The sequence below is a fragment of the Saccharopolyspora ipomoeae genome, from assembly GCF_029952525.1.
Taxonomy (GTDB): Bacteria; Actinomycetota; Actinomycetes; order Mycobacteriales; family Pseudonocardiaceae; genus Saccharopolyspora; species Saccharopolyspora ipomoeae.
The window spans coordinates 504,698-527,558 of the sequence record NZ_JASAOF010000001.1; the positions used below are offsets into that span (position 1 = coordinate 504,698).

23 protein-coding genes are annotated in these 22,861 nt (G+C 70.7%); 7 read left to right on the plus strand and 16 right to left on the minus strand.

Annotated features, from left to right (window positions below; translation table 11 throughout):
• Positions 1–77: 77 nt before the first annotated feature.
• The 10 genes from QFW96_RS02460 to aspS form a co-directional block, all read right to left on the minus strand.
• Positions 78–362, minus strand: a complete 285-nt coding sequence (locus QFW96_RS02460; RefSeq protein ID WP_281453811.1) for a hypothetical protein — start codon at positions 360–362, stop codon at positions 78–80.
• The gene (locus QFW96_RS02465) at positions 359–766 is read right to left on the minus strand and encodes a DUF948 domain-containing protein (protein ID WP_093423596.1); all 408 of its coding nucleotides are present in this window, start codon (positions 764–766) and stop codon (positions 359–361) included. The genes QFW96_RS02460 and QFW96_RS02465 overlap by 4 nt, the downstream gene beginning before the upstream one ends.
• Before the next feature lie 193 nt (positions 767–959).
• Positions 960–1,922, minus strand: a complete 963-nt coding sequence (locus QFW96_RS02470; RefSeq protein ID WP_281453812.1) for a 2-hydroxyacid dehydrogenase — start codon at positions 1,920–1,922, stop codon at positions 960–962.
• A gap of 238 nt (positions 1,923–2,160) precedes the next feature.
• Positions 2,161–3,519: a replication-associated recombination protein A gene (locus tag QFW96_RS02475; protein ID WP_281453813.1), complete on the minus strand. Its 1,359-nt coding sequence runs from the start codon at positions 3,517–3,519 to the stop codon at positions 2,161–2,163.
• A 171-nt stretch (positions 3,520–3,690) separates the two neighbouring features.
• Positions 3,691–5,199, minus strand: coding sequence for a SulP family inorganic anion transporter (locus tag QFW96_RS02480; protein WP_281453814.1), 1,509 nt, complete (start codon positions 5,197–5,199; stop codon positions 3,691–3,693).
• A 90-nt stretch (positions 5,200–5,289) separates the two neighbouring features.
• Complete coding sequence (locus QFW96_RS02485) at positions 5,290–5,883, minus strand: carbonic anhydrase (RefSeq protein ID WP_281453815.1); 594 nt, start codon at positions 5,881–5,883, stop codon at positions 5,290–5,292.
• Between the two features lie 50 nt (positions 5,884–5,933).
• Positions 5,934–6,314 (minus strand): hypothetical protein, encoded by a 381-nt coding sequence (locus QFW96_RS02490; protein WP_281453816.1) that lies wholly within the window; start codon positions 6,312–6,314, stop codon positions 5,934–5,936.
• Between the two features lie 344 nt (positions 6,315–6,658).
• On the minus strand, positions 6,659–7,369 hold the full coding sequence (locus QFW96_RS02495) for a GNAT family N-acetyltransferase (protein WP_281453817.1): 711 nt from the start codon (positions 7,367–7,369) through the stop codon (positions 6,659–6,661).
• Entirely contained in the window at positions 7,366–8,580 is a 1,215-nt protein-coding gene (locus QFW96_RS02500; protein ID WP_281453818.1) for a phosphotransferase family protein, read from the minus strand. The genes QFW96_RS02495 and QFW96_RS02500 overlap by 4 nt, the downstream gene beginning before the upstream one ends.
• Positions 8,581–8,849: 269 nt before the next feature.
• The gene (gene aspS / locus QFW96_RS02505; protein WP_281453819.1) at positions 8,850–10,670 is read right to left on the minus strand and encodes an aspartate--tRNA ligase; all 1,821 of its coding nucleotides are present in this window, start codon (positions 10,668–10,670) and stop codon (positions 8,850–8,852) included.
• 432 nt (positions 10,671–11,102) lie between these two features.
• Between aspS and QFW96_RS02510 the strand changes: the two genes are divergently transcribed.
• Positions 11,103–12,209: a hypothetical protein gene (locus tag QFW96_RS02510; protein WP_281453820.1), complete on the plus strand. Its 1,107-nt coding sequence runs from the start codon at positions 11,103–11,105 to the stop codon at positions 12,207–12,209.
• A 277-nt stretch (positions 12,210–12,486) separates the two neighbouring features.
• Here QFW96_RS02510 and QFW96_RS02515 read toward each other — a convergent pair whose 3' ends face one another.
• The 4 genes from QFW96_RS02515 to QFW96_RS02530 form a co-directional block, all read right to left on the minus strand.
• Positions 12,487–12,885 carry a hypothetical protein gene (locus QFW96_RS02515; RefSeq protein WP_281453821.1) on the minus strand — a complete coding sequence of 133 codons (399 nt, stop codon included), beginning with the start codon at positions 12,883–12,885 and terminating at the stop codon, positions 12,487–12,489.
• Between the two features lie 143 nt (positions 12,886–13,028).
• Entirely contained in the window at positions 13,029–14,336 is a 1,308-nt protein-coding gene (locus QFW96_RS02520) for a putative T7SS-secreted protein (protein ID WP_281453822.1), read from the minus strand.
• Entirely contained in the window at positions 14,333–14,650 is a 318-nt protein-coding gene (locus QFW96_RS02525) for a hypothetical protein (RefSeq protein ID WP_281453823.1), read from the minus strand. The genes QFW96_RS02520 and QFW96_RS02525 overlap by 4 nt, the downstream gene beginning before the upstream one ends.
• Before the next feature lie 42 nt (positions 14,651–14,692).
• Positions 14,693–15,199 carry a hypothetical protein gene (locus tag QFW96_RS02530; RefSeq protein WP_281453824.1) on the minus strand — a complete coding sequence of 169 codons (507 nt, stop codon included), beginning with the start codon at positions 15,197–15,199 and terminating at the stop codon, positions 14,693–14,695.
• 295 nt (positions 15,200–15,494) lie between these two features.
• Between QFW96_RS02530 and QFW96_RS02535 the strand changes: the two genes are divergently transcribed.
• Positions 15,495–16,505, plus strand: a complete 1,011-nt coding sequence (locus tag QFW96_RS02535) for a zinc-binding dehydrogenase (protein ID WP_281454025.1) — start codon at positions 15,495–15,497, stop codon at positions 16,503–16,505.
• A gap of 24 nt (positions 16,506–16,529) precedes the next feature.
• Here the strand turns inward: QFW96_RS02535 and QFW96_RS02540 are convergent, their stop codons facing one another.
• On the minus strand, positions 16,530–17,294 hold the full coding sequence (locus QFW96_RS02540) for a GntR family transcriptional regulator (RefSeq protein ID WP_281453825.1): 765 nt from the start codon (positions 17,292–17,294) through the stop codon (positions 16,530–16,532).
• Positions 17,295–17,419: 125 nt separating this feature from the next.
• Between QFW96_RS02540 and QFW96_RS02545 the strand changes: the two genes are divergently transcribed.
• From QFW96_RS02545 to QFW96_RS02565, 5 genes are read left to right on the plus strand one after another with little or no spacing between them, the layout of a single operon-like run.
• The gene (locus QFW96_RS02545) at positions 17,420–18,523 is read left to right on the plus strand and encodes a TIGR03364 family FAD-dependent oxidoreductase (protein WP_281453826.1); all 1,104 of its coding nucleotides are present in this window, start codon (positions 17,420–17,422) and stop codon (positions 18,521–18,523) included.
• A 12-nt stretch (positions 18,524–18,535) separates the two neighbouring features.
• Entirely contained in the window at positions 18,536–19,441 is a 906-nt protein-coding gene (locus tag QFW96_RS02550) for a phosphate/phosphite/phosphonate ABC transporter substrate-binding protein (RefSeq protein ID WP_281453827.1), read from the plus strand.
• Complete coding sequence (locus QFW96_RS02555; protein ID WP_281453828.1) at positions 19,441–20,151, plus strand: phosphonate ABC transporter ATP-binding protein; 711 nt, start codon at positions 19,441–19,443, stop codon at positions 20,149–20,151. Before QFW96_RS02550 ends, QFW96_RS02555 begins: the two co-directional genes overlap by 1 nt.
• Positions 20,148–20,963: a phosphonate ABC transporter, permease protein PhnE gene (gene phnE, locus QFW96_RS02560; RefSeq protein ID WP_281453829.1), complete on the plus strand. Its 816-nt coding sequence runs from the start codon at positions 20,148–20,150 to the stop codon at positions 20,961–20,963. The genes QFW96_RS02555 and phnE overlap by 4 nt, the downstream gene beginning before the upstream one ends.
• Positions 20,960–21,607 (plus strand): phosphonatase-like hydrolase, encoded by a 648-nt coding sequence (locus tag QFW96_RS02565; protein WP_281453830.1) that lies wholly within the window; start codon positions 20,960–20,962, stop codon positions 21,605–21,607. The genes phnE and QFW96_RS02565 overlap by 4 nt, the downstream gene beginning before the upstream one ends.
• A gap of 1 nt (position 21,608) precedes the next feature.
• On the opposite strand, the gene QFW96_RS02570 is transcribed toward QFW96_RS02565, so the two are convergent.
• Positions 21,609–22,823 carry an AGE family epimerase/isomerase gene (locus QFW96_RS02570; protein ID WP_281453831.1) on the minus strand — a complete coding sequence of 405 codons (1,215 nt, stop codon included), beginning with the start codon at positions 22,821–22,823 and terminating at the stop codon, positions 21,609–21,611.
• Positions 22,824–22,861 lie beyond the last annotated feature (38 nt).

Below are 22,861 nucleotides of genomic sequence, written 5' to 3' on the forward strand. Positions count from 1 at the left end.
GGAGTCCTTGGGAAGGTCGGTCACGGACACGGCTGTCGGTGTCGGCGGGCGGCGGCGGCGCGAAGCAGGCGCCAGCGTCAGCGGCCCGCCCGGCGAGCTCGCCGCTCGGCGTCGCTCTCGGCCGCTATCCGGCGGACCTGGCTCGCTTCCGCGACCACATCCTGCAGCTCGTCTTCCCGCTCCTGCATCCCGGCGCGCACGTCGGCCCCGAACGAGCCCACGGCTCCGGCCAGTTCCCGCATCGCGCCGCCGATCTGCTCGGCCGCGCCGGTCGGGGTCGCCTTGCGCGCGGTCTCGTTGACCTTGCGGGTCAGCGCGACTCCGGCTGCGATGCCCGCGCCGAACCAGAAAAGGCGCCTCACTTGCGCACCCCTTTGTTCTTGCGGCGGAAGTGCCGTCCGGTCGGTTCCTGCTTGCGCTTGCGGCGGGCCTTCAGCGCCTTGCTGACGCCGTAGGAGAACGCCGCCGTCTTCACCAACGGACCACCCAGTGTAGCCGTGAACAGCGAGGACAACGCCGAGACGTTGCCGCTGATGGTCTTGGCGTTGGAGGTGATGCCGTCCACGCGCTCCAGCTGCGTGTTGACGTGCGTGATGGTGGTGTTCGCGCCGGTGAAGATCGGGTCGCTGTTCTCCTGCGCCTTCTTGATCGCGGTGCTCGCCTCGTCCAAGGTCTTGCCGAGCTTGATCAGCGGCACCGCCAGCAGCAGGACCAGCAGCACGAACGCTCCGGCGACGATCAGCGCGGCGATCTGCGTGGGCGTCACGTGCCCTCCCGTTTGTCCACGTCATGTCCCTGTCGAACCGGACGAACGCCCGGTTCGTTGATCGTGCGCCAGGTTACCGGTGTGCGCAGCGGCCACAAGCACCCGGTCCGCCGGGTCGAACCGCAGGTGCGGGCGTTTTCGGCACGTCCCGGAGCGGGCTCGGCGAGGAGGTATCGATGCGGTGACCGGTTGATCACGCGGTGACCGGGGTCAGGGGCGGCTGACCGGCCAGGACGGCCGCGACGTTGCGCGCGGCGAGCTCGGCCATCGCGGTGCGGGTCTCGGTGGTCGCGGAGCCCAGGTGCGGGGCGATGGCGACGTTGTCGAGCTCCAGCAGGCCGGGCTCGACCTGCGGCTCCTGCTCGAAGACGTCCAGCGCCGCACCCGCGATCTGCCCCTCCGCCAGCGCTCTGGCCAGCGCTTTCTCGTCGACTACGGGCCCTCGGCTGGTGTTGACCAGGATCGCGGTGGGCTTCATCGCCGCCAGCGCGGCGTCGTCAATGAGGTGGCGCGTGTCGTCGGTGAGCGGGCAGTGCAGCGAGAGCACGTCGGCGGTGCGCAGCAGCTCGTCGTGGGAGAGGTAGCGGGCGTCGAGCTCGGCCTCGATCTCCTGCGCGGCGCGGCGGCGGCCGGTGTAGGCGATGTGCATGCCGAACGCCCTGGCGCGTCGAGCCACGGCCTGGCCGATGTCCCCGAGACCGACGACGCCCAGCGTCTTGCCCTGCAGCCCGGTGCCGAGCATGAAGCCGAGGTGGAAGTTCCAGGGCGTGCGCGAGCGCAGCAACCGCTCGCCCTCGCCGAGCCGACGGGTGACCGACAGCAGCAGCCCGAAGGCCAGGTCGGCGGTGGCGTCGGTGAGCACCCCGGGCGTGTTGGTGACCGCGACGCCGCGCCCGGTGACCGCCGGGACGTCGACGTTGTCGTAGCCGACGGCCACGTTGGCCACGACCTTGAGGTTCTCACCAGCGGCGTCGACGAGCTCGGCGTCGATCCGGTCGTGCAGCATCGCGACCACGCCGTCCGCTCCTCGAACCGCCGCGTGGAGCTCGTCGGGGGTCAGCGGGCGATCCTGATCGCACACCCGCACCTCGGCGACCTCCCGCAGCACGGCCACCGCCGCCTCCGGGATCGTCCGGGTCACCACGACCTCGCTCACGTCGACCTCCCTCGCTCGGCGGGGGAGGTTCTCATGAAGACCTCCCCCGAACCACGTTCCCCATCCCCGACCTCACGTCCTGGAGGACGGGGAGGTTTTCATGAGAACTTCGCACCCTCCCAACGCGAAGCCCCAGGTCATCCCACCACCGGTCCCCACGTCACGTCTCCGGGTGTGGGGAAGTTTTCATGAAAACTTCCCCACCCCCGGGAACCGAGCGGTCCCCGGGGACGAGAGATCACTGATCCCCGTCGCGGATGATCGTGCGGAGCTTCGGCACGCGTTCGTGGAGGGCGCGTTCCGCGCCTCGCGGAGTCGGGTTGTAGTAGTCGCGGCCCACCAGGGACTCCGGGGGGTACTGCTGGGCCAGGACACCCTCCGGCTTGTCGTGCGGGTAGCGGTAGCCCTTGGCGTTGCCGAGCTTCTCCGCGCCCGCGTAGTGACCGTCCCTGAGGTGGGGTGGGACCGGGCCGCCCTTGCCCGCCCGGACGTCGCTCATCGCTTCGTTGATGGCCGCTATCACGGCGTTGGACTTCGGGGCCGTGGCCAGGTGGATGGTGGCCTGGGTCAGGGCCAGTCGGCCTTCCGGCATGCCGATCAGCTGGACCGCCTGGGCCGCGGCCACCGCCGTTTGCAGGGCCGTCGGGTCCGCCATGCCGATGTCCTCGCTGGCGTGCACGACCAGGCGTCGGGCGATGAAGCGGGGATCCTCGCCCGCCTCGACCATCCGGGCCAGGTAGTGCAGCGCGGCGTCGACGTCGGAGCCCCGGATCGACTTGATGAAGGCGCTGGTGACGTCGTAGTGCTGATCACCGCCCCGGTCGTAGAGGACCGCAGCGCGGTCCACCGTCGACTCGACGGTGGCCAGGTCGATCTCGTCGGCGCCGTTGGACATCGCCGACTCGGCCGCGGCCTCCAGCGCGGTCAGCGCGCGGCGGGCGTCGCCCTCGGCCAGCGCGACCAGGTGGTTCTCGGCGTCCTCGGACATGCCGATCTCGCCGCCCAGACCGCGCTCCTCGCTCACCGCGCGGCGCAGCAGCGAGCGGATGTCGTCGTCGTCCAGGCTGCGCAGCTGCAGCACCAGCGACCGCGACAGCAGCGGCGCCACCACGGAGAAGTACGGGTTCTCGGTGGTCGCGGCCACCAGCAGCACGGTCCGGTCCTCGACCGCTCCGAGCAGCGCGTCCTGCTGGGTCTTGGAGAAGCGGTGCACCTCGTCGATGAACAGCACCGTGGCCTCGCCGGACCGGCCGAGGCGGCGCTTGGCCTCCTCGATGACCGCGCGGACCTCCTTCACCCCGGACGACAGCGCCGACAGCGCCGCGAACCGGCGCCCGGTCGCCTTCGACACGAGGTTGGCCAGCGTCGTCTTCCCGGTCCCGGGAGGCCCGTAGAGCAGCACCGACGCCGGCGCCGCTCCCTCGACCAACCGCCGCAGCGGCGCCCCGGCGACCAGCAGGTGCTGCTGCCCGACGACCTCGTCGAGGCTCCGGGGCCGCATCCGCACCGCCAGCGGCGCGTTCTCGGCCAGCTTCTCCCCGGCCTTCTCCTCGACCTCGGCCCCGAAAAGCCCGTCGTCGAACAACCCCTCGCTCACACCCGAAACGCTACCTGCCAGCACCGACTCCCCCGCGAACCGCACCGCACCCGCCCCCAACGCGAGGGGACGGGTGCGGGGAACGCGATCTCAACGGAAGTCGGGGACCTGATTTCCGTTGAAATCGGGGATCCGACTTCAACGGAAATCGTTCAACCCCCGGTGAGCGGGTCAGCCGGTCTTGGCGGGCATGGCGACCTCGACGCTGCCGTTGTTGCGGCGGTGCTCGGCGACCCAGTTCTCGACGGCCTGGTGGCAGGCGCGGTCGAGGTGGCGGACCGTGCTCAGGTCGAGGTGCACGTGCTTGCCGGTGGGCAGCTTCTCCAGCTGGTCCAGCAGCCGCGGCAGGCGCAGGAAGGTCGCGTTGCCGCCGAGCTGCACGCGGACGTGATCATCGGCGTCCTCGGACTTCACCGACATCCGGGAGACCTCGATCGCCGTCTTGACCACGGCCACGGCCAGACCCGTCAGGGTGCCGATGAGCAGGTCGGTGGCCACGATCGTCACCGCGGTCAGGACCAGCACGAACGCCTCGGACCGGTGCTCGCGCACCAGCTTGACGACGGCGTTGATCTCCAGCAGCTTCCACCCGGCCTGGATCAGCAGCGCGGCCAGCACGGCGGTCGGGATGAACGCCAGCAGACCGGGCAGCGCCACCACGAACAGCAGCAGCCAGACGCCGTGCAGCACGCGGGACAGCTTCGTCTTCGCACCCGCCTGCACGTTGGCGGAGCTGCGGACGATGACGGCGGTCATCGGCAGCGCGCCGAACACACCGCAGACCGCGTTGCCCGCGCCCTGGGCGACGAGCTCCTTGTTGTACTGCGTCTTCGGGCCGTCGTGCATGCGGTCGACCGCGGCGGCGCTGAACAGGCTCTCCGCGGAGGCGATCAGCGCGAACGTCAGGATCGAGCCGAGCACGGCGAGGTTGACCGCGCCGAAGTCGGTCAGCGCGGGCGGGTTCAGCGACGACAGCAGCGAACCGACCTCGACGGTCTTCACCGGCAGCGCCATCAGCGCGGCGGCGGCGCTGGTGATGACGACGGCGATGAGCGCACCGGGAACCAGGCTCACCGAGGACGGCGCGAACTTCTTCCAGGCGGTCATGATCAGCAGCGCGGCCACGGCCAGGCCGAGCCCGGACAGGCCCTGCGGCGTGGTCACGGTGGCGACGGCCAGCTCACCGAGGCCGCCGAACTTCTCCGGGGTGGTGTCGGGCTGTTCGAGCCCGCCGACCGGGTAGACCTGGCCGAGGATCAGCACCAGGCCGATACCGGCGAGCATGCCCTGCACGACCGACGGTGAGATGGCGCGGAACCAGGTGCCCAGCCGGCTCACGCCGAGCAGGATCTGCACGACTCCGGCGCCGAGCACGATGACGCCGAGCATCGCCAGCCCGTGCTGGCTGACGGCCGAGGCCACCAGCACGGTCAGACCGGCCGCCGGGCCGGAGACCTGCAGGCTGCTGCCCGGCAGCAGGCCGACGACCAGACCGCCGACGATGCCGGTGACGATGCCGAGCTCGACCGGCACGCCGGACGCGGCGGCGACGCCGACGCACAGCGGGACGGCCACCAGGAACACCACCAGCGAGGCGGCGATGTCGGCGCCCAGGGTGTTGGGCGCGTTGGGCTTTCGCCCGGTCTGTTGTTGCGACTTGTCCTCAACTTGCGTGGTCACGATGCCCTCCAGGGCGAAAAACGGGTAGCGGGTACCGCGCCGGGCACCCTGCGCGGTGGGTGCCCGGCGTCGGTTTCCGCTGGCGCGGGCTTAGAGCGGGAGGAAGTCCTCGTCCGAGGACTCCGGAGCGACGTAGACGAGACCGGTGTCGATCTCGTAGAACCAGCCGTGCAGTCGCAGCTGGCCGGTCTCGACGCGGTCCCGGATGAACGGGTACTCGCGCAGCGTGTCGAGCTGGGCGCGCAGGTGGCGCTTGCTCTCGGTGCGGACGGCGGCGTCCTCGGGAGTGGCTTCGACCAGGCTGTCGGTGCCCAGCCAGGTGCACAGCGCGGGCAGCTCGTCGAGCCCCCTGCCCGCGATGGTCATCGCGGTCACGGCGCCGCAGTGCGAGTGGCTGCAGACGATGATGTCGGGAATCCCCAGTTGGAGCACCGCGTACTCGATGGTGCCCATTTCGCTGGAGCCGGAGTCGGGCGCGTACTTCGGCACGACGTTTCCGGCGGTTCGCAGTTCGAACAAGGTTCCTGGCTCAGCCCCGGTGATGTGGGACGGGATCACGCGGGAATCTGAACATCCGATGAACAGAGCGGAGGGCTTCTGTCCGGCGGCCAGCTGCTTGCGCTGGTCCTCAGAAAGCAGGGAAGGGTGACGACGTGCGTGACGCACGAAGTTCTCGAAGCTCATTTCGGAATCTCCGGGTCGAATCGGCTCGGAAAAGGCGAAGTCCGAGCCGATCAGTGCCGCATGACCTGCAGTGCGGCGGGAGAATGTTTGAGCCTGCTGCGCGCGTGGTACGTATCGGTCCCAATATCCGGGAAGGAAACGGAGCGCACGAGGATCGCGAAATCCGCCGCCGTCCACCGCGACTCCCCGTGGAGCGGGTCGCGGTCGTGCTCGTGCCGGACCAGGGTGCGCCGGTGCGCGGCCAGTCCGGGCAGTCGCTCGCGGAGCTTCTCGGTGTCCCGCTGCTCCTTGGGATCGGGCTTGTGCTCGCTGGTCGTGGAACTGGGGACCTGCCCCGCCAGGGCGGCGTCGGTGGGGCCGAGGGCGGCGAGCGCGACCGCGAAGAGCAGGAAGAGACCTGCCCTCGTGATCAGCCACAGCCTGCCGCGCACCGATAGCCTCCTGGGTTGAAACGACTCAGCGGATCCCCTTCCGGCGACGCCGACGGGTGCGGGGTGAAGGAGCGAAAGCGCTCGATCACAACGATATCGGAAGACCCTCATCCGCGCGCAAGTCACAGATCGGAGGAATCCCACGTGAAACAAATGAGAATTCCTTAATCCGCGACCTTCACTCCCCCGAATCACCCGGTCGCCGGGTGGCGAACCCCCCGATCACTGCGCTGCGCAACTGCGATCCTCACGGTGCGCAGCGGAATGTGAGCTGCATAACCGCATCGGGCGACAGTCCACGGCCACCGACTATTCACCTGAGCAACACCTGAGAAACGTGAAATCTACCGAACACGATAATGATATGCATGCGCACGTATGAATCCGAGCGATTCATAGCGACTCCGCGCGACCGAATTGTCGGTTTCAACCTGGAGGAACACCCGCTCGGCCGACGCCCACTCGGCACCCGCGCGCAGCAGCGCGCCCGCGACTCCGCGTCGCCGCCAGCGCGAGTCGGTGCGCATCCCGTAGACGCCGCACCAGCCGTCGGCGACGGCGAACATGCCCACTCCCACCGCGACCCCGTCGTGCACGGCGGTGGCGAACGCGACGGGCGCCGGAACCCGGTCCAGGCTCGGCTCGGGCCGGCCCCCGACGTCGGCGACCGCCGACAGCCACCGCGGCGCAGGCGAGTCGTCCAGCCGCACCCCGAACGACGGCGGCGGGCACGCCCGCAGCAGCGCCTCGCGCTCGGTGCGCATGATCATCGTCGGGGCTTCGGCCCGATACCCGCGACCGGCCAGCAGCGCATCCAGGTCCGAGCGCTCGTCCAGCGGGCTGACCTGCACGATCGCCGGACCGGAGCGCTCGGCGTAGAAGCGCTCCACGACCTCGGGATCGGCGAGCGGGTCCAGCGGCAGCGCCGAGTTCGAGCGGCGGCGGGGCAGCAGCGGGCAGTGCCGCAGCAGCCAACCGTCGCGGCGTTCGACGGTCGTGGCGGGCCAGGTGGCCACCGCCGCGCGCTCGATCTCGAAGGTGTCCGAGGTCCTCACTCGGTGCGGAACGCCGGGTAGGGCTGCAGGTGCAGCGCACCCGCCCCGAAGCGCTCCACCAGCGCGTCGATCACGGTGTCGGCGAACTCGGCGACGTCGTCGAGCCCCGCGTCCTGGGCGTCCGAGCGCAGGTGCCGCCAGCGGTCCACCAGCGCCGTGCTGCGGCGCGGCGAGGGCTGGTGCAGGTCGATGGGCCGGTCGGTCTCACCGGTGCGCGGCAGGAACCACCACGTCGAGACCCACACCCACAGCAGCTGGGCGTTGAACAGCCTGGGCAGCAGCACCTCGTCTGAGTCCAGCTCCGGCCACACCTCGGCGATCTCCGAGCGCCAGGTCGCGAGCATGCTCTGCGCCAGGTTGTCGGGTAACGCGTAGGAGCACCACGAGGACGGGAACGGGTACTGCAGGTAGGCCGCGTCCATCGCGACGTCGCGCACGCAGCCCCACTCGAAGTCCAGGAACCGCACCCCGCTGGAGCCGGTGACCAGGCTGTTCTCCGGGCAGATGTCGGACGGACTGAACGACTGGTAGCGGCTGGAACCCAGCTGCTCGGTCGCGCCGGTGAGCCGCTCGACCAGCGCGGGGGGCGTGTCGACGCCCAGGATCTGGCTGAGCAGCTCCGGCAGCTCGCCCACCGAGGCGACGATGTCGTCGGAAACCGGGTCGGTCCACGACTTGGCGCCCAGGCGTCGCATCAGCGCGTCGAAATCGGCCGCGCAGCCCGCGGTGGTGCTGTGCAGGCGCCCGAGCGCCCGAGCCCACGCGAGCAGAGCGCGCTCGGCCGCGCGCGGGTCCTCGGCGAAGAGCACGTCGGCGAGGGTCGAGCCGCGGCCGAGGTCTTCGAGCACGAGCAACCGCTCGTTGACGTCGTGCGCGATGAGCTCGGGGCTGACGCGCGCCTCCGGCGGCAGCGCCGTGGTCAGCTGGCAGCTGGCGGCCTCGTGCGCGAACGGGTCGGACCGCGCCTCCGGCGGGCACTCTCCGTAGTGCTTCACGACCACGGTGCGCGGCAGTTCGAACGGCGATTCGGCGATCCGCACCCGCAGCACGACCGAGCGGTCGCTACCGCCCAGGTCCTCCGCGTCGGCAAGCCGCACCGGAGCTCCGGTCCTCTTGCTCAGCACCGCTTCTGCGGTCGCGACCGTGTCGGTCGCCTCGGTGCTGGCCGGGACCCGGACCTCCGGGGGGCCGGTGGTGATCTCCACGCTCATCGTCTCCTGACACTACCCCCACAACCTGAATTCCCAGGGCCATGACCGGTCAAGTGACCCCCGACCGAGCAGCCGCTGTGTGCGCTGCGTGTTCACCCCGGAACGCTGCACGCACACGGCCCCGTAGACCTTGACGGACGCGGGCTTCGGCGACGTTGCACGCCGATCAAACTCCGATGCCGAAACGCGTCGCCCCCGCACATGAGTGAGCCCGGCCCGGCGCGTGGATGACGCGTCGGACCGGGCGGCCACTCGAAGGGACCAATCCCCTAGCCCTGCTGCTCATTCCCCTCGGCGCCCTTGTCGCCTGCGCCCTTGTCGGCGGCTTGCTTCGGCTTCGCGTCGATGCCGGCCTCCTTGCGCTGGGCGGCGGTGATCGGCGCCGGCGCGGCGGTCAGCGGGTCGAACCCGCCGCCGCTCTTCGGGAACGCGATGACGTCGCGCAGCGAATCCGCCCCGGCCAGCAGCATGCAGATCCGGTCCCAGCCGAAGGCGATGCCGCCGTGCGGCGGGGCGCCGTACTTGAACGCCTCCAGCAGGAAGCCGAACTTCTCCTGCGCCTGCTCGTCGGTGATGCCCAGCAGCTCGAACACCCGCTCCTGCAGGTCCGGCCGGTGGATACGGATGGAACCGCCGCCGATCTCGTTGCCGTTGCAGACGATGTCGTAGGCCCAGGCCAGCGCGTTCTCCGGGTCCTTCTCGAAGTTGTCGACCCAGTCGGCGTTGGGCGAGGTGAAGGGGTGGTGCACCGCGGTCCACCTGCCGCTGCCGACGGCGACGTCACCGGCCTCCATGTCCTCGACGGGCTCGAACATCGGGGCGTCGACGACCCACACGAACGACCAGGCGTCGTGGTCGATGAGGCCGCAGCGCTCACCGATCTCCAGCCGGGCCGCGCCCAGCAGCGCCCGCGCGCCCGCGCGCGCACCCGCGCCGAAGAACACGCAGTCACCGGGGTTGGCGCCGACGGCCTTGGCCAGGCCCTCGCGCTCGGAGTCCGACAGGTTCTTGGCGACCGGGCCGGAAAGCTCGCCGTTCTCGCCGATGAGCACGTAGGCCAGGCCCTTGGCGCCGCGCTGCTTGGCCCACTCCTGCCAGGCGTCGAGCTGGCGGCGCGGCTGGTCGGCGCCGCCCGGCATGACCACGGCGCCCACGTAGGGCGCCTGGAACACGCGGAACGGCGTGTCCTTGAAGTACTCGGTCATCTCGGTGAGCTCGAGACCGAAGCGCAGGTCGGGCTTGTCGGTGCCGTAGCGGGCCATCGCCTCGGCGTAGGTCATCCGCGGGATCGGGCGCGGAATCTCGTGGTCGACCAGCTTCCACAGGCCGGCCAGGATCTCCTCGCCGAGCTCGATCACGTCGTCCTGCTCGACGAAGCTCATCTCGATGTCGAGCTGGGTGAACTCCGGCTGCCGGTCGGCGCGGAAGTCCTCGTCGCGGTAGCAGCGGGCGATCTGGAAGTAGCGCTCCATGCCGCCGACCATGAGCAACTGCTTGAACAGCTGCGGCGACTGCGGCAGCGCGTACCAGCTGCCCGGCTGCAGGCGGGCCGGGATGAGGAAGTCGCGGGCGCCCTCCGGGGTGGAGCGCGTCATCGTCGGCGTCTCGATCTCGACGAACTCGCGGCCGTGCAGCGTCTCGCGCGCGATGCGGTTGATGTCGCTGCGCATCCGCATGATCCGCGCGGGCTCGGCGCGGCGCAGGTCCAGGTAGCGGTGCTTGAGGCGGATCTCCTCGCCGACCTCCAGGTGCTCGTCGAGCGGGAACGGCAACGGGGCCGACTCGCTGAGCACCTCCAGGTCGGTGGTGGTGATCTCGATGGCGCCGGTCGGGATCTCCGGGTTCTCGTTGCCCTCCGGGCGGACCACGACCTCACCGGTGATCTTGATGCAGAACTCGGCGCGCAGCCGGTGGGCGCGCTCGGCCATCTCGCCCTCGCGGAAGACGACCTGCGAGACGCCGGAAGCGTCGCGGAGATCGATGAAGATGACCCCGCCGTGATCGCGACGGCGCGCCACCCACCCGGCGAGGGTGACGGTCTGCCCGGCATGACCGGCGCGGAGCGATCCGGCCTCGTGCGTGCGCATCACGGGTACTCAGGCTCCTTCTTCCGCTGTACCAGCGTTCGACTGCGTTGGTGGGGCTTCCCGCGGTCTTGAGCAGGCGGGACGCAAGGTTCCAGGCTAGCCAACCTGCGCTGGGCGATCGCGAGCAGGGCTGCGGCGGCGTCCCGCGATGTGAGCCCGCGACGCGAGGTCTGGACCTGGCACGTCCAGCGTGACAGGCTGGTCCAACCATTTTTCCGATCCCGATGATTTCGCGGTTTCGCGGACCCGGATGGCGGCGGAGTGAACAATGTGGGGCGGTGCATACGTGTGGAGAGAGAAGGAACAACAAAACACAGGCATCGCCCGAGGTGGGCTCCTCCTTTAGTGGGAGACGCCTACCGGAACTCGGTCGTTGCGCAACAGTGACCCACTGATTAGCGTAAGTTCGGAATTCGCCGGACACGAGGAGTAACGATGACCGGCCCGAAAACCGAGGCCCGCCCGACCGCCCCCCGACCGGCCGTTCGCGGTATGCAGGGCGCCCAGCAGGCCCACCCGACCCAGCAGCAGGCTCACCCGACCCCGGCCCCGAAGCCGCAACCGACGCAGCAGGCCGGAGCGATCTCGGCCGAGCTGGCGGAGCTGCTCCGCACAGGTCCGTTCGAAGCCGCTCTGCGCACCGCCATCCGATCCAGCCGCCTGAGCCTGGAGCGCATCCAGCACCGCCTGCGCGCCAGAGGAACCCCGGTCAGCATCACGGCGCTGAGCTACTGGCAGTCCGGCAGGCGCCGTCCCGAGCGCCCCGACTCGCTGCTGGCGCTGGCCCAGCTGGAGCAGGTCCTCGGCGTTCCGGAGAGCTCCCTGTCCGCGCTGCTCGGACCGCCGCGCCCGCGCGGCCGCACCCGCCAGGCCTCGACCGAGGCACCGCCGCTGAGCGCCCTGTGGTCGGAGCACGAGTCGGCCGCCGAGCTGCTCACCAAGATCGACACCAACCACGACAGCAAGCTCACCCGCCTGTCGCACCACGACGTGGTGCACGTCGACCAGCGCGGTGACCTGCGAAAGATCCGCACCCGCAAGCTGGTTCGCGCCGAGACCAACAACGCGGACCGCTGGGTGATCATGTTCGACGGCGCGTCGTCGGTGGCCACGCCGCCGATCATCCGCCCGATCCGGTCGTGCCGGCTGGGCCAGGTGCTCACCGACCACGCCCGCGACCTGGTGGTCGCCGAGCTGCTGTTCGACCACGCCCTGGCGCGCGGCGAGACGCTGCTGCTGGAGTACGAGATCATCGACCCGCCGACCGGTCCGAACGAGGTCGAGCACAGCTTCTGCCGGCTGTTCCGGCTGCCGGTGCGGCAGTACGTCGTGGAGCTGCAGTTCGATCCGGCACACCCGCCCGCGGGCTGCGAGAGCTACGTCGGCGACTCCTCGATGCAGGAGGCCGAGCAGCCCAAGCAGCTGCAGGTGGACCGCTTCGGGCGGGCGCACGCGGTGGCGCTGGACTTCGGCATGGGAGTCTTCGGCGTCCGCTGGAAGCCCGAGGAGCAGCAGGCGGCGGAGCAGCCCGGGACCGATTAATCCGGCCCGGTGACGTCATGTCACCCACCCTCCTGCACTCCGCGTAACGGAAACGCGAACAATTCAAGAAAGCGCCGAATCCCCGGATCAACACCTCTTCGCATTCGAGGGACAATGCCCGGCACACGCTTTCCAACGCGTACGTGCTTTACAACACCAGGGAATTCCGCGCAGACAACTGCTTCACCCGGAAAGCGCTGACCGCTTCCGGAAATCGCCACGAGGCCGAGCCCCGCACACCGGGCTCGGCCTCCGACTTCGTCCGCGCGCTGGTGTCCTACTCCGAGCTCTCGGGTTGCACCGAGGCGACGAATCGCTGGAAGTCAGGTGTGACCGCGCTGAAGTCCTCCTCGGCAGCGGTCAGCACCAGCCGGATGATGGCCCGCGCGTGCCGGTCCTCGATGTCGGACATCGCGAGGTAGACCTGGCACTGAACCAGCTCGGTCGCCGTTCCGGCGACCTCGGTGACGACCCGCAGCACCTGGGTCAGCCCCGGAACCTCCTCCGAGCCGAACTCCGTGCGCTGGGACATCGACACCGATCTCGCCGAATCGCGAAGCCGATCGATCGATCCGTCGGCGAGTTCGGTCAACGACACCGCATCCGTGTGCACGTCGCCGTCGATCGTGATGTTGGTGGTGAAGCCGCTGCGATGCGTCGCCGGATGAACGGCCACGAACGCAGCTCCCGGTGCTCCGACCGTGTCGGGTGAGACCGCGCGCCACCCTTCGGGCAGCTGAAACTCGATCGGGATCGGCAAGGACGTTGCCACTGGTCACACACCTTCCTGCCTGCTGCGGGAAGCAGCGCGCGTGTTGCTCAGTCCAGCCATCCGGAGATGGTGCGCTGAGCGTCGCCGGCTGCGCTCCCGAACGTGTCTCCGGCCTTCCCGACGATCTCAGCAGCGTCTCCGACCGTCTTGCTCACCTTCGCGGGGTCCACGGTGAACTCGAATCCGACGTGCCCACCGAGCCCGATCGCGGCACCGGCATTGGCACCGACGTGCCACTTGCCGTCCTCGCCCTCCCCGAGCGTGACTCCCGCTTCCGCTCCGACACCCGCCCATCCCTCGGCAACAGCGTTGACCCCGATTCCACCGACATCGCCACCGCTCTTGATGGTGCCCTTCGCTCCAGCGAAAGCATCGGCTGTCGCGCTCAACCCCTTCGGTCCAGCGGTGACCTGGGTCCCGGCCTGCGCGCCCGCGAAACCCTCCACCTTCCGGTAGACACCCAGCGGGCCGAGATCCGCTCGCCCTTCCGCCGACGCCTTGGCACCGATTACCGCTTCGGCTCGCCCCTTCAAACCCTGATCGGTGATCGAGGCTGCCGCAGTGGCAGCGGCCTCCGCGCTGGCCTCGGCTTTCCCCGACAGCCTGAAGAACTCGTTGCCCGTCGTTCCGTCAGCGCTCGCCTTCCCCAGCTGCGCGAACGCCTTGAGCTCACCGAGCTTGCCGTCCGCCGGCCCCTTCGCCTCAACTCCGGCCCCCAGACCGCTCGCCTCGGCCTTCCCGGACGCCTGCCAGCCACGGGTGACGGTGTCGACCAGCTCATCGAGCAGGCCCTTGTCCCGGGAGTTCTGCCCATCGACCCTCTCGGCGATCCGACGACCGACTTCCTCGAGTTGCCGGCGCGCACGTTGGAGCAGCTCGCGTGCTTCCTCTCGCGCGCGTTCGCCGGGATCCGCGAACGGAGCGACGGTCACCGTCGCTGCGCTCCCCGCAGCGGCGTTGGCCTGATTCTGGGAGTTGGCACGCGAGACAGCCGCGTTGTAGTCCGTCACGGCCTTCGCGGTGGCCGCTTCTCCCTCTTCCCACAGCGCGATGGCCTCGGCTGCTTGGTCTTGAGCCCATCGCAGCGTCGACGCGTGCTCGACGAGGGCGTCAGCCGACGAGTCCAGCAGGTCGCACACCTTCAGCCATTTCGGCGGTTCCTGCGAGAAGGCGTCCATGAAGGCAGCACTCGCCTGACCGGTCCAGCCAACGACGTCCACGCGCTTGAGTTCGGAGCCCACAGCTCCGAACCTCTCGCTCTGCGCGCGCAACTTCGCAACCGTGCCCTCCACGGAGCTCGGGTCACCGGGGATCAGGGCCTTCGCATCGGAGGTCTCGCCGAGCTCAGCGGTCATCGACCTTCACCCGCTGCGTCGCCAACCGCCTCGCGCACGGTGTCGCCCGCTTCCAGGTCCCGGTCGACGTACGACTTGGCGGTGTCGCGCAACGCGGTGCTGGCCGTTTCCGACGCCCGCGCCAGCGCTTGCGCTGCGAGCTCCGCTCCCGTGCAGAAGTCGACCAGGGCTCGGTGCACACCGTCGTGACCGAAATCCGCAGCGGGGGCGACGAGGCTCGCCAAGCGCAGCCCCTGCATCCCGGACACCGACTCCGAGATCTTCCCTCCGGCGGCGTTCAGCGCCGCGGGGTCCACATCGAATCCAGGGGCCACGTTCCGTCCTGCTTCCAGAGTTCCCACGACCGACAGGTGCGTCTACAGCTTCCCTGCGACAACGCCTCGCCAAGTCCAGCCCGCGCTGGTGACGGCATGCTGCAGGGGCGGCTTCAACTCGGCCGACGAGAACGACTGCTGCCGCTCCTTGACCAGGTTGCCCGCCTCGTCACGGGTGAAGGTCGCGCTGTAGGACTTCTTGTTGATCTGTCCCCGCGTGTGGCTGCCCGCGAGTTGGAGGCGCGGCGTTCCTCCGATCCAGGTGACCGACCACTCCTCGTCCACCGAGCGGACTTCGCGCTTCGACTCGTCGATGCGCATCAGCGTCCTGTTGACCGTGGTCACGTTGCCGAAGTAGCCGTACCAGCGAACATCGGCGATCTTCCACTCCGCGACGAGATCAACGCCCTCTGCCCGACCATCGCGCGCGGTGAACGGCTTGTCGGGGCCGTTGACACCGAGAAGCGCTGCGCGCACCTCCTGAGCCGACCGCGGCACCGTTCCGCTCGCGGGCCGCTTGGTTCCGGTGAACCAATCGAAGAGGCCCATCTCAAATCCCATCAAGGTCGAGGACCGAGGTCGTGGCGGCGAGCTTCGACGATCTCGGCCACGCACCCGACTGCCCCGGCGATGGTAACGACCGCTCCTCACCTGCGGTCGCGGTTTCGCGAGATGCGGATTCCGTGGAGCAGCACCGGACGTGGACGGCGTGTGAACAGTCGTCAACCTGTCTATACAAGATGACGTTGGTGCTGGCAGTGTGCGTGACATGGGAGCTGCTCGTGTTGCGCGGTGGGATGGTGTTGGGGAGCCGCTTCGGGTTGTGGAGGTGGCGTTGCCCGGGGTGTTGGAGCCGGGTGAGGTGTTGGTGGAGGTCGAGCTGGCGACCGTGTGCGGTAGCGATCTGCACACCGTGAGCGGCAGTCGGCCGGGTCCCTGCCCCGGCGTGCTGGGGCACGAGCAGGTCGGGCGCGTGATCGCGGTCGGACCCGAGGCGCCGCGCTGCCTGGACGGGGCGCCGGTGGTGCCCGGGTCGCGGGTGGTGTGGTCGGTGGCGGCGTCCTGCCTGCGGTGCGCGCGGTGCCGGGCCGGGATGCCGCAGAAGTGCCTGCACCTGCGCAAGTACGGGCACGAAGCCTGGGACGAGACCAGGCCGCTGCGGGGCGGGTTCGCGACGCACTGCGTGCTCTGGCCCGGGACCGCGATCGCGGTGGTCGACGAGTCGTTGCCCGCTGAGGTCGCCGCTCCGGTGTCCTGCGCGACGGCGACCGTGGCGGCCGCGGTCGGCGCGGCCGGGCCGATCCGCGAAGGCATGCGCGCCCTGGTCAACGGCGCCGGGATGCTCGGCCTGACGGCCGTGGCGATGCTGGCCGCCTCCGGCGCGGAGGTGATCGCCGTCGACCCGCACGAGCACCGCCGCGACCAGGCCCTGCGCTTCGGCGCGGCCGGGGCGCAGCCGGTGGGCTCACCGATCGGCGAGGTGGACGTGGCGCTGGAGCTCTCCGGATCCTCCGAGGCCGTGCAGACCTGCCTGGACTACCTGGCCGTCGGCGGCACCGCAGTCCTCGCCGGCTCGGTCTCCCCCGGCCCCGCGGTGAACCTCGACCCGGAACGCCTGGTGCGCGGCCTCCACCGCGTCGTCGGCGTCCACAACTACCACCCCGACGACCTGCGGACGGCGGTCGAGTTCATCACCACCCACCACGACCGGCACCCGTTCGCCGACCTCGTCGCCGGATCCCACTCCCTGGACGACCTCGACATCGCCATCACCGCAGCCCACCGCGGCGAAGCCCCGCGCCAGGCCGTCCGACCCCGACCGCTCCCGTTCTCAGGTGACGGATTGCTCCCGTAATCGGGTCCCCGACAACGGGAGTGGTCAGAAGTCCGAGGTGCCGGTCCAGGCGGGGCCGGAGCGGGAGACGTCCGTGCGCTTGCTGCGGGTGTTGGTGACCGTCACCGAGGCCACGTCGGGGCGGTAGCGGTCCTCGGAGCACTCCAGCGGCGTGCCCGTGGAATCGGTGGTGATGCGGCGCTCCCGGAGCAGCGGGGCGCCCTCGCCGACCTCCAGCAGCCGGGCGTCGGTGGCGTTGGCGGCGACGGCGTCGAAGGTGTGCCGGGCGGCGTGCAGGTCCACGCCCCGCTCGGTGAGGTGGGCGTAGATCGACCCGGCGTTGAGGTCGGCGTCGAGCAGCGAGCGGCCGATCTGCTCGCGGTAGGTCATCCGCTCCAGCATCGCGGGCCGGCCGTCCAGCAACCGCAGCCGCAGCAGCTGCACCGCGAGCGCGTCGGGTTCGAGCTGCAGCGCGGCGGCGATGGCCGGGTCGGGCCTGCGCAGCGCGATCTCCTGCAGCTGCTGGCCGGGTTCGTGGCCGGTGATCTCGGCGCGGCGGGTGAACGACAGGAACGACTCGAACGGCTGGCTCGGCACGGCGTCGAGGACCACCGGCCGCTTGCCCTGACCGCCGCTGATCAGGCCCTCGTCGCGCAGCGCGGCCAGGGCTTGGCGGATGGGGCCGCGCGAGACCGAGAACTCGTGGCACAGCTGGGATTCCGAGGGCAGGGACTCGCCCACCGCGAGCTCCCCGGACCGGATGCGCTGCCGCAGTTCGCCCGCCAGCACGCGGTGCAGTGGAGTCGTCACGGGACTGGACTATACAAGATCGGCTTCGGGGCACATGTCCGATCGGAAATGCCAGGTTGAACAGCAGATGACTTGTAGATACAAGTCATTGACCAGCGTGATCGGCCACTGCGAGCGTGTGCGGTGTGAGCGATTCGAGCAGTTCCAGCGACCTGATCGTGGTCGGCGCCGGGATCGTCGGCCTCGCGCACGCCGTCGCGGCGGTGGAGCGGGGCATGTCGGTGACGGTCGTCGAGCGCGACGAGCGCGCGGTCGGCGCGTCGGTCCGCAACTTCGGCCACGCCTGCATCACCGCCCAGACCGGCGAGGCGCTGCGCTTCGCCGAGCGGGCCCGGGACACCTGGCTGAACCTGGGCGAGCGGGCGGGTTTCGACGTCGCCGAGTGCGGCACGGTCGTGGTCGCCCGCTCGGCCGAGGAGGTCGCCGCGCTCGAAGAGCTCGCTGAGCACCGCGAGGTCCGGCTCCTCACGCCGGACGAAACGCGGTCGGCCGCACCGGTTTCCGCCGACGGGCTGCGCGGAGGCGCGCTGCTCCCCCGCGATCTGCGCGTCGACCAGCGGCGCGCCGCCGGGGCGATCGCCGAGTGGCTCGCCTCCCGGCCCGGGGTTCGCTTCCTGTGGTCCACCCCGGTCCTCGGCGTCGAGGACGGTCTCGTGCGCACCGGCCGCGGCGAGCTGCGCGGCGATCGCGTGGTGGTGTGCACCGGCCACGACCTCGACCGGATCCTGCCGGAAGAGGCCGAGAAGGCCGGGATGCGCCGCTGCGTCCTGCAGATGCTGCAGCTGCGCGCGCCGGGCGTGCGGCTGGACCCGGCGCTGCTGACCGGCACGTCGATGCTGCGCTACCCGGCGATGGCCCGGACCGAGGGCGCCCGCGCGCTGCGGGACCGCTTGAGCGCGCAGCGGCCGGAGCTGCTGGCGGCCTCGGTCAACCACATGCTCACCCAGCTGCCCGGCGGCGACCTCGTCGTCGGCGACACCCACACCTACGCCCGCACACCCGAACCCTGGTCGTCGGAGGAGTTCGACGAGCTGCTGCTCGCCGAGACCCGCGCGCTGCTCGGGCGCGACGACCTCGCGGTGGTGCGCCGCTGGCAGGGCGTCTACGCCTCCGCCGACGGCGAGTTCCTCCGCGCCCGCATCTCCCCCGGCGTCACGGCCGTCGCCGTGACCTCCGGGATCGGCATGACCACCGCTTTCGGCCTCGCACCCGCCGTCCTCGATTCCTAACGGAGCTCCCCGATGTCCTTGCGCAGCATCGCCCTGACCCTCGTCACCGGATCCGTCCTCGCCCTGACCGCCTGCGGCGGTGGTGGTGACACCGCCGCCGAGTCCCCGACCTGCCCCGACGGCAAGATCCGCTTCGGCGTCGAGCCTTTCGAAGACCCCGCCCGCCTCACCCCGGCCGCGCAGAAGCTCGGCGACGCCCTGTCGCAGAAGCTGCGGTGCCCGGTGGAGGTCCAGGTGACCCAGGAGTACTCCGCCGAGGTCCTGGCCATGCAGAACGGCAAGCTCGACATCGCGATCTTCGGGCCGCTGGGCTACGTCTTCGCCAGCCAGCGCGCCGACGCTGAAGCGGTGGCGTCCTTCGCCAACGCCGACCGCGCGCTGTCGACCTACACGGCCGGGATCTGGGTGCCGAAGGACTCCGACATCACCTCGGTGCAGCAGCTGCGCGGCCGCTCGCTCGCGCTCGGCTCGGTGGGCTCCACCTCCGGTGACGCCCTGCCCCGAAAGGCGCTGGCCGACACCGGAATCCCGGAGAAGGACGTGAAGATCGACTACGCCGGCGGGCACCCGGAGGCGCTGCTGGCGCTGACCAACCGCCGCGTGGACGCCGCCGAGATCAACTCGCAGCAGCTGGCCAGCGCCACCGCCAGCGGCACCTTCGATCCCGCCCAGCACCGCCAGATCTGGTCCTCCGCACCGATCCCGAACGACCCGATCACCGTGCGCGGCGACATGGACCCCGCCTTCAAGCAGGCCGTGCGGGACGCGCTGCTGAACCTGGACCCCGCCACGGTCGGCGAGATCGGGGCGCTGCTGGACGTCTCGCCGCCCGGACCGCTGGTCCCGGTGGACCGCAGCACCTACCAGCCGCTGTTCGACCTGGCCACCGCCCTCAAGCTGACCGAAGGCGACGTCTGATGCTCACCGCCACCGGATTGACCGTCCACTACGGACACCGCGAGGTGCTGCACCAGGTCGACGTCGGCGTCGGCTCGGGCGAGCTGCTGGCGGTGCTGGGCGCCAACGGCTCCGGCAAGTCCACGCTGCTGCGCGCCACCGCCGGGCTCGTCCCCGCCGACGGCGAGGTGACGATCGACGGTCGCCACCGGGGTCCGCTGGACATCGCGCTGGTGTTCCAGCGGATCCACCTGGTGGGCCGCCGCAGCGCGCTGGACAACGTCTGCACCGGCGCGCTCGGACGGCTCCCGCTGCACCGCTCGCTCACCCCCGCCCTGTTCCCCCGCGAGGTGCGGGAGGAGGCGATGGGCTGCCTGGAGCGGGTGGGGCTGGCCGACCGCGCGCACGACCGCGCCGACGGGTTGTCGGGAGGCCAGCAGCAGCGGGTCGCCATCGCCCGCGCGCTGTGCCAGCGGGCTCCGGTGGTGCTGGCCGACGAGCCGGTGTCCGCGCTGGACCCGGCCGCGGCCGAGCAGGTCCTGGAGCTGCTGGCCGAGCTCGCGCACACCGAGGGGCTGGCGGTGCTGGCCGTGCTGCACCAGCCGGACCTGGCCCGCCGCCACGCCGACCGCGTCGTCGGCCTGCGCGACGGTGCCGTCGTCCTCGACGGCCCGCCCGACCAGCCGGTCGATTCCCTGTACCCGCACGCCCTTCTGGAGACGACGTCGTGACCACCGCCGTGCGCCTGGCCGTACCGCCGAAACCGCCGCGCACCCGGCTCAGGATCGTGGGCTGGATCGTGGCCGCGCTCCTGGTCGCCGCCCACGTGGCGGCCTGGAGCGCCACCGAGATCTCGCTGTCCGCGCTGGCCGAGGGCGCCACGGGCATGGGCGAGTTCCTGTCCGAGGCCATCCCGCCGGACCTGAGCGGGGAGGTGCTCGCCGAGAGCGCGTCGGCCGCGGTCGTGACGCTGTGGATCGGATTGCTGGGCACCACCCTGTCGATCCCGGGTTCGCTGGTGCTGGCGCTGCTGGCCACCCGCGGCACCGCCCCGGCCTGGATCTACCAGGCGGCGCGGGGCGTGCTGTCGTTCCTGCGCGCGGTGCCGGACGTGGTGTTCGCGCTGATCTTCGTCACCGCGGTCGGCCTGGGCCCGTTCCCCGGCGTGCTGGCGCTGGTGTTCCACAACGTCGGCGTGATGGGCAAGCTGTGGGCGGAGACTCTGGAGGACGCCGATCCGGGCCCGGCGCAGGCGCTGCGCTCGGCGGGTGCGGGCCGGATCCAGGTGGCGGCGCACGCGCTGCTGCCGGTGGTGACGCCGCAGCTGGTGGGGCTGCTGCTGTACCGCTTCGACGTCAACGTCCGCTCGTCGCTGGTGCTCGGCCTCGTCGGCGCCGGCGGCATCGGGTTCCTGATCAACCAGGCGATCCAGCTGTTCCAGTTCGACGAGATGCTCACCCACATCCTGGTGGTGCTGGTGCTGATCGTCGCCGTGGACCAGTTGTCCGCCCTCATCCGCCGTCTTCTCGGGAGCACATCGTGATCGCCCTGGCCGCACTCGACATCGCGGGCACCACCATCGACGAGGGCGGCGCGGTCTACCGCGTCCTCGCCGAGGTGGTGGCCGAGCACGGCAGCCCGGCATCGGACGCGGAGTTGCGCCACTGGATGGGCGCGGACAAGCGCGCGGCGCTGGCCGCGCTCACCGGTGATCCGGGCGCGACGGAATTCCTGCACGACCGCTTCGTGACACGCTTGAGCGAGGTCTACGCGGCCACCCCGCCGAAGCCGTTCCCCGGCGTCCCGGAAGCCCTTGCCGCACTGCGCGACTCGGGCGTCCGGGTCGCCCTCACCACGGGTTTCGATCGCCGCATCACCGACACGATCCTGTCCGAAGTGGACTGGCGGGTCGGCGAGCAGCTGGACGCGGTCGTCTGCGCCGACGAGGTCGAGGCGGGCCGCCCCGCCCCGCACATGATCCACCGGGCGATGGAGCTGACGGGCGTCGACGACCCCGCCCAGGTCCTCACCGCCGGTGACACCGCGCTCGACGTCCAAGCCGGCCACGCCGCCCACGCAGGTCAGGTCGTCGCCGTCCTCACCGGGGCCCAGACCCGAACCGAGCTGGAGGCCCACGGCCCGACGCTGGTCCTCCCCGGCGTGGCGGACCTGACCGCGGCGTCCTGAGCTACGCGTTCAGGCGGCGCGCTGCTCCCGCGAACGAGACCGCGGAGTCGAGTTCGGGGAGCAGCGCCGCCTGGTAGGCGTGGTAGACGTCGGGCTTGCCCTCCCACACAGTGCTGGCGGGCTGGTTGGTCGCGTCCAGCTCGTGGTGCCACGAACCGGTTCCGTCGAGGAAATGGCGCTGGGCGTGCGCCCACCACTCGCCGTACCACCGCTCGTAGACCGCGTCTCCGGTGGCGGAGTGCAGCGCCCAGGCGGCGGCGATGGCCTCGGTCACCACCCAGTGCAGGCGGTCGCGCACGACGGGTCGCCCGGAGAAGTCGGTCGTGTACACGAATCCTTCGGCACCGTCGACGTCCCAGCCCTCCCGCACGGCCAGGTCGAACAGCGCCCGCGCGTCGTCGAGCAGCCATTCCGGCGCGCTCTCGCCGAGCGCCGTGCGCACGTTCAGCGCCAGCCGGGCCCACTCCAGCAGGTGGCCGATGGTGACGCCGTACGGCCGGAACTTGTCGGCGGGCTTGTCGCGGTTGTAGTCGAGCAGCGGCTCCCACTCGGTGGAGAAGTGCTCGGGCAGCCGGTAGTCGTTCCCGGCGGCGAAACCGTGCACCACGCGCTCGACGATCCCGGCGGCGCGCTCGGTCCTGGCGCGGTCTCCGGTGACGTCGCCGCAGGCCAGCAGCGCTTCGACGGTGTGCATGTTGGCGTTGACGCCGCGGTAGGGGTCGAGGCCGGTCCAGTCCCGGTTCCAGTTGTCCACGACCAGGCCGTCGGCGGGACGCCAGAAGCGCTCGTCGTGAACCGCGAGCGCGTCGGCGAGGAGCGCTTCGCCGTCCGGGTGCCCGGCGGCGACGGCGCTGGTCGCGGCGAGCACGACGAAGGCGTGCCCGTAGGCCTCCTTGTCGGCCACCGTCGGTCCCCGCCGGTTCACGCCCGCGAACCAGCCGCCGAACCGCTCATCGCGCAACCGCCCGCGCAGCGCGGCCACACCGTGGTCGAGCGCGGCGGCGCAGGAGTCGTCGCCTTCCAGCACACCGAGCGCGAACACGTGCGTCATGCGGCACGTGATCCACAGCTCCACGTCGTGGTCGAGCTCCGGCGAGCCGGTGTCGTCGAGCCAGGCGAAACCCCCTTCGGGATGAACGGCGTTGAGCGCGAACCGGCGAAGCTCGGCCCGATGCTTCCGGAGCCAGTCCGCGGTCGGCGGATCGTGCGGGGTCATGTCACTCCTGCGAGATCAAGGGTTCTTGACCGTTCCAC

What these genes read in the sequence shown, in the direction of transcription:
- QFW96_RS02510 (WP_281453820.1), top strand. Translation starts at nt 11,103, where the DNA reads ATGACCGGCCCGAAAACCGAGGCCCGCCCGACCGCCCCCCGACCGGCC.
- QFW96_RS02500 (WP_281453818.1), bottom strand. Translation starts at nt 8,580, where the DNA reads ATGAGCGTGGAGATCACCACCGGCCCCCCGGAGGTCCGGGTCCCGGCC.
- QFW96_RS02485 (WP_281453815.1), bottom strand. Translation starts at nt 5,883, where the DNA reads ATGAGCTTCGAGAACTTCGTGCGTCACGCACGTCGTCACCCTTCCCTG.
- QFW96_RS02555 (WP_281453828.1), top strand. Translation starts at nt 19,441, where the DNA reads ATGCTCACCGCCACCGGATTGACCGTCCACTACGGACACCGCGAGGTG.
- QFW96_RS02530 (WP_281453824.1), bottom strand. Translation starts at nt 15,199, where the DNA reads ATGGGCCTCTTCGATTGGTTCACCGGAACCAAGCGGCCCGCGAGCGGA.
- QFW96_RS02550 (WP_281453827.1), top strand. Translation starts at nt 18,536, where the DNA reads ATGTCCTTGCGCAGCATCGCCCTGACCCTCGTCACCGGATCCGTCCTC.
- QFW96_RS02570 (WP_281453831.1), bottom strand. Translation starts at nt 22,823, where the DNA reads ATGACCCCGCACGATCCGCCGACCGCGGACTGGCTCCGGAAGCATCGG.
- QFW96_RS02520 (WP_281453822.1), bottom strand. Translation starts at nt 14,336, where the DNA reads ATGACCGCTGAGCTCGGCGAGACCTCCGATGCGAAGGCCCTGATCCCC.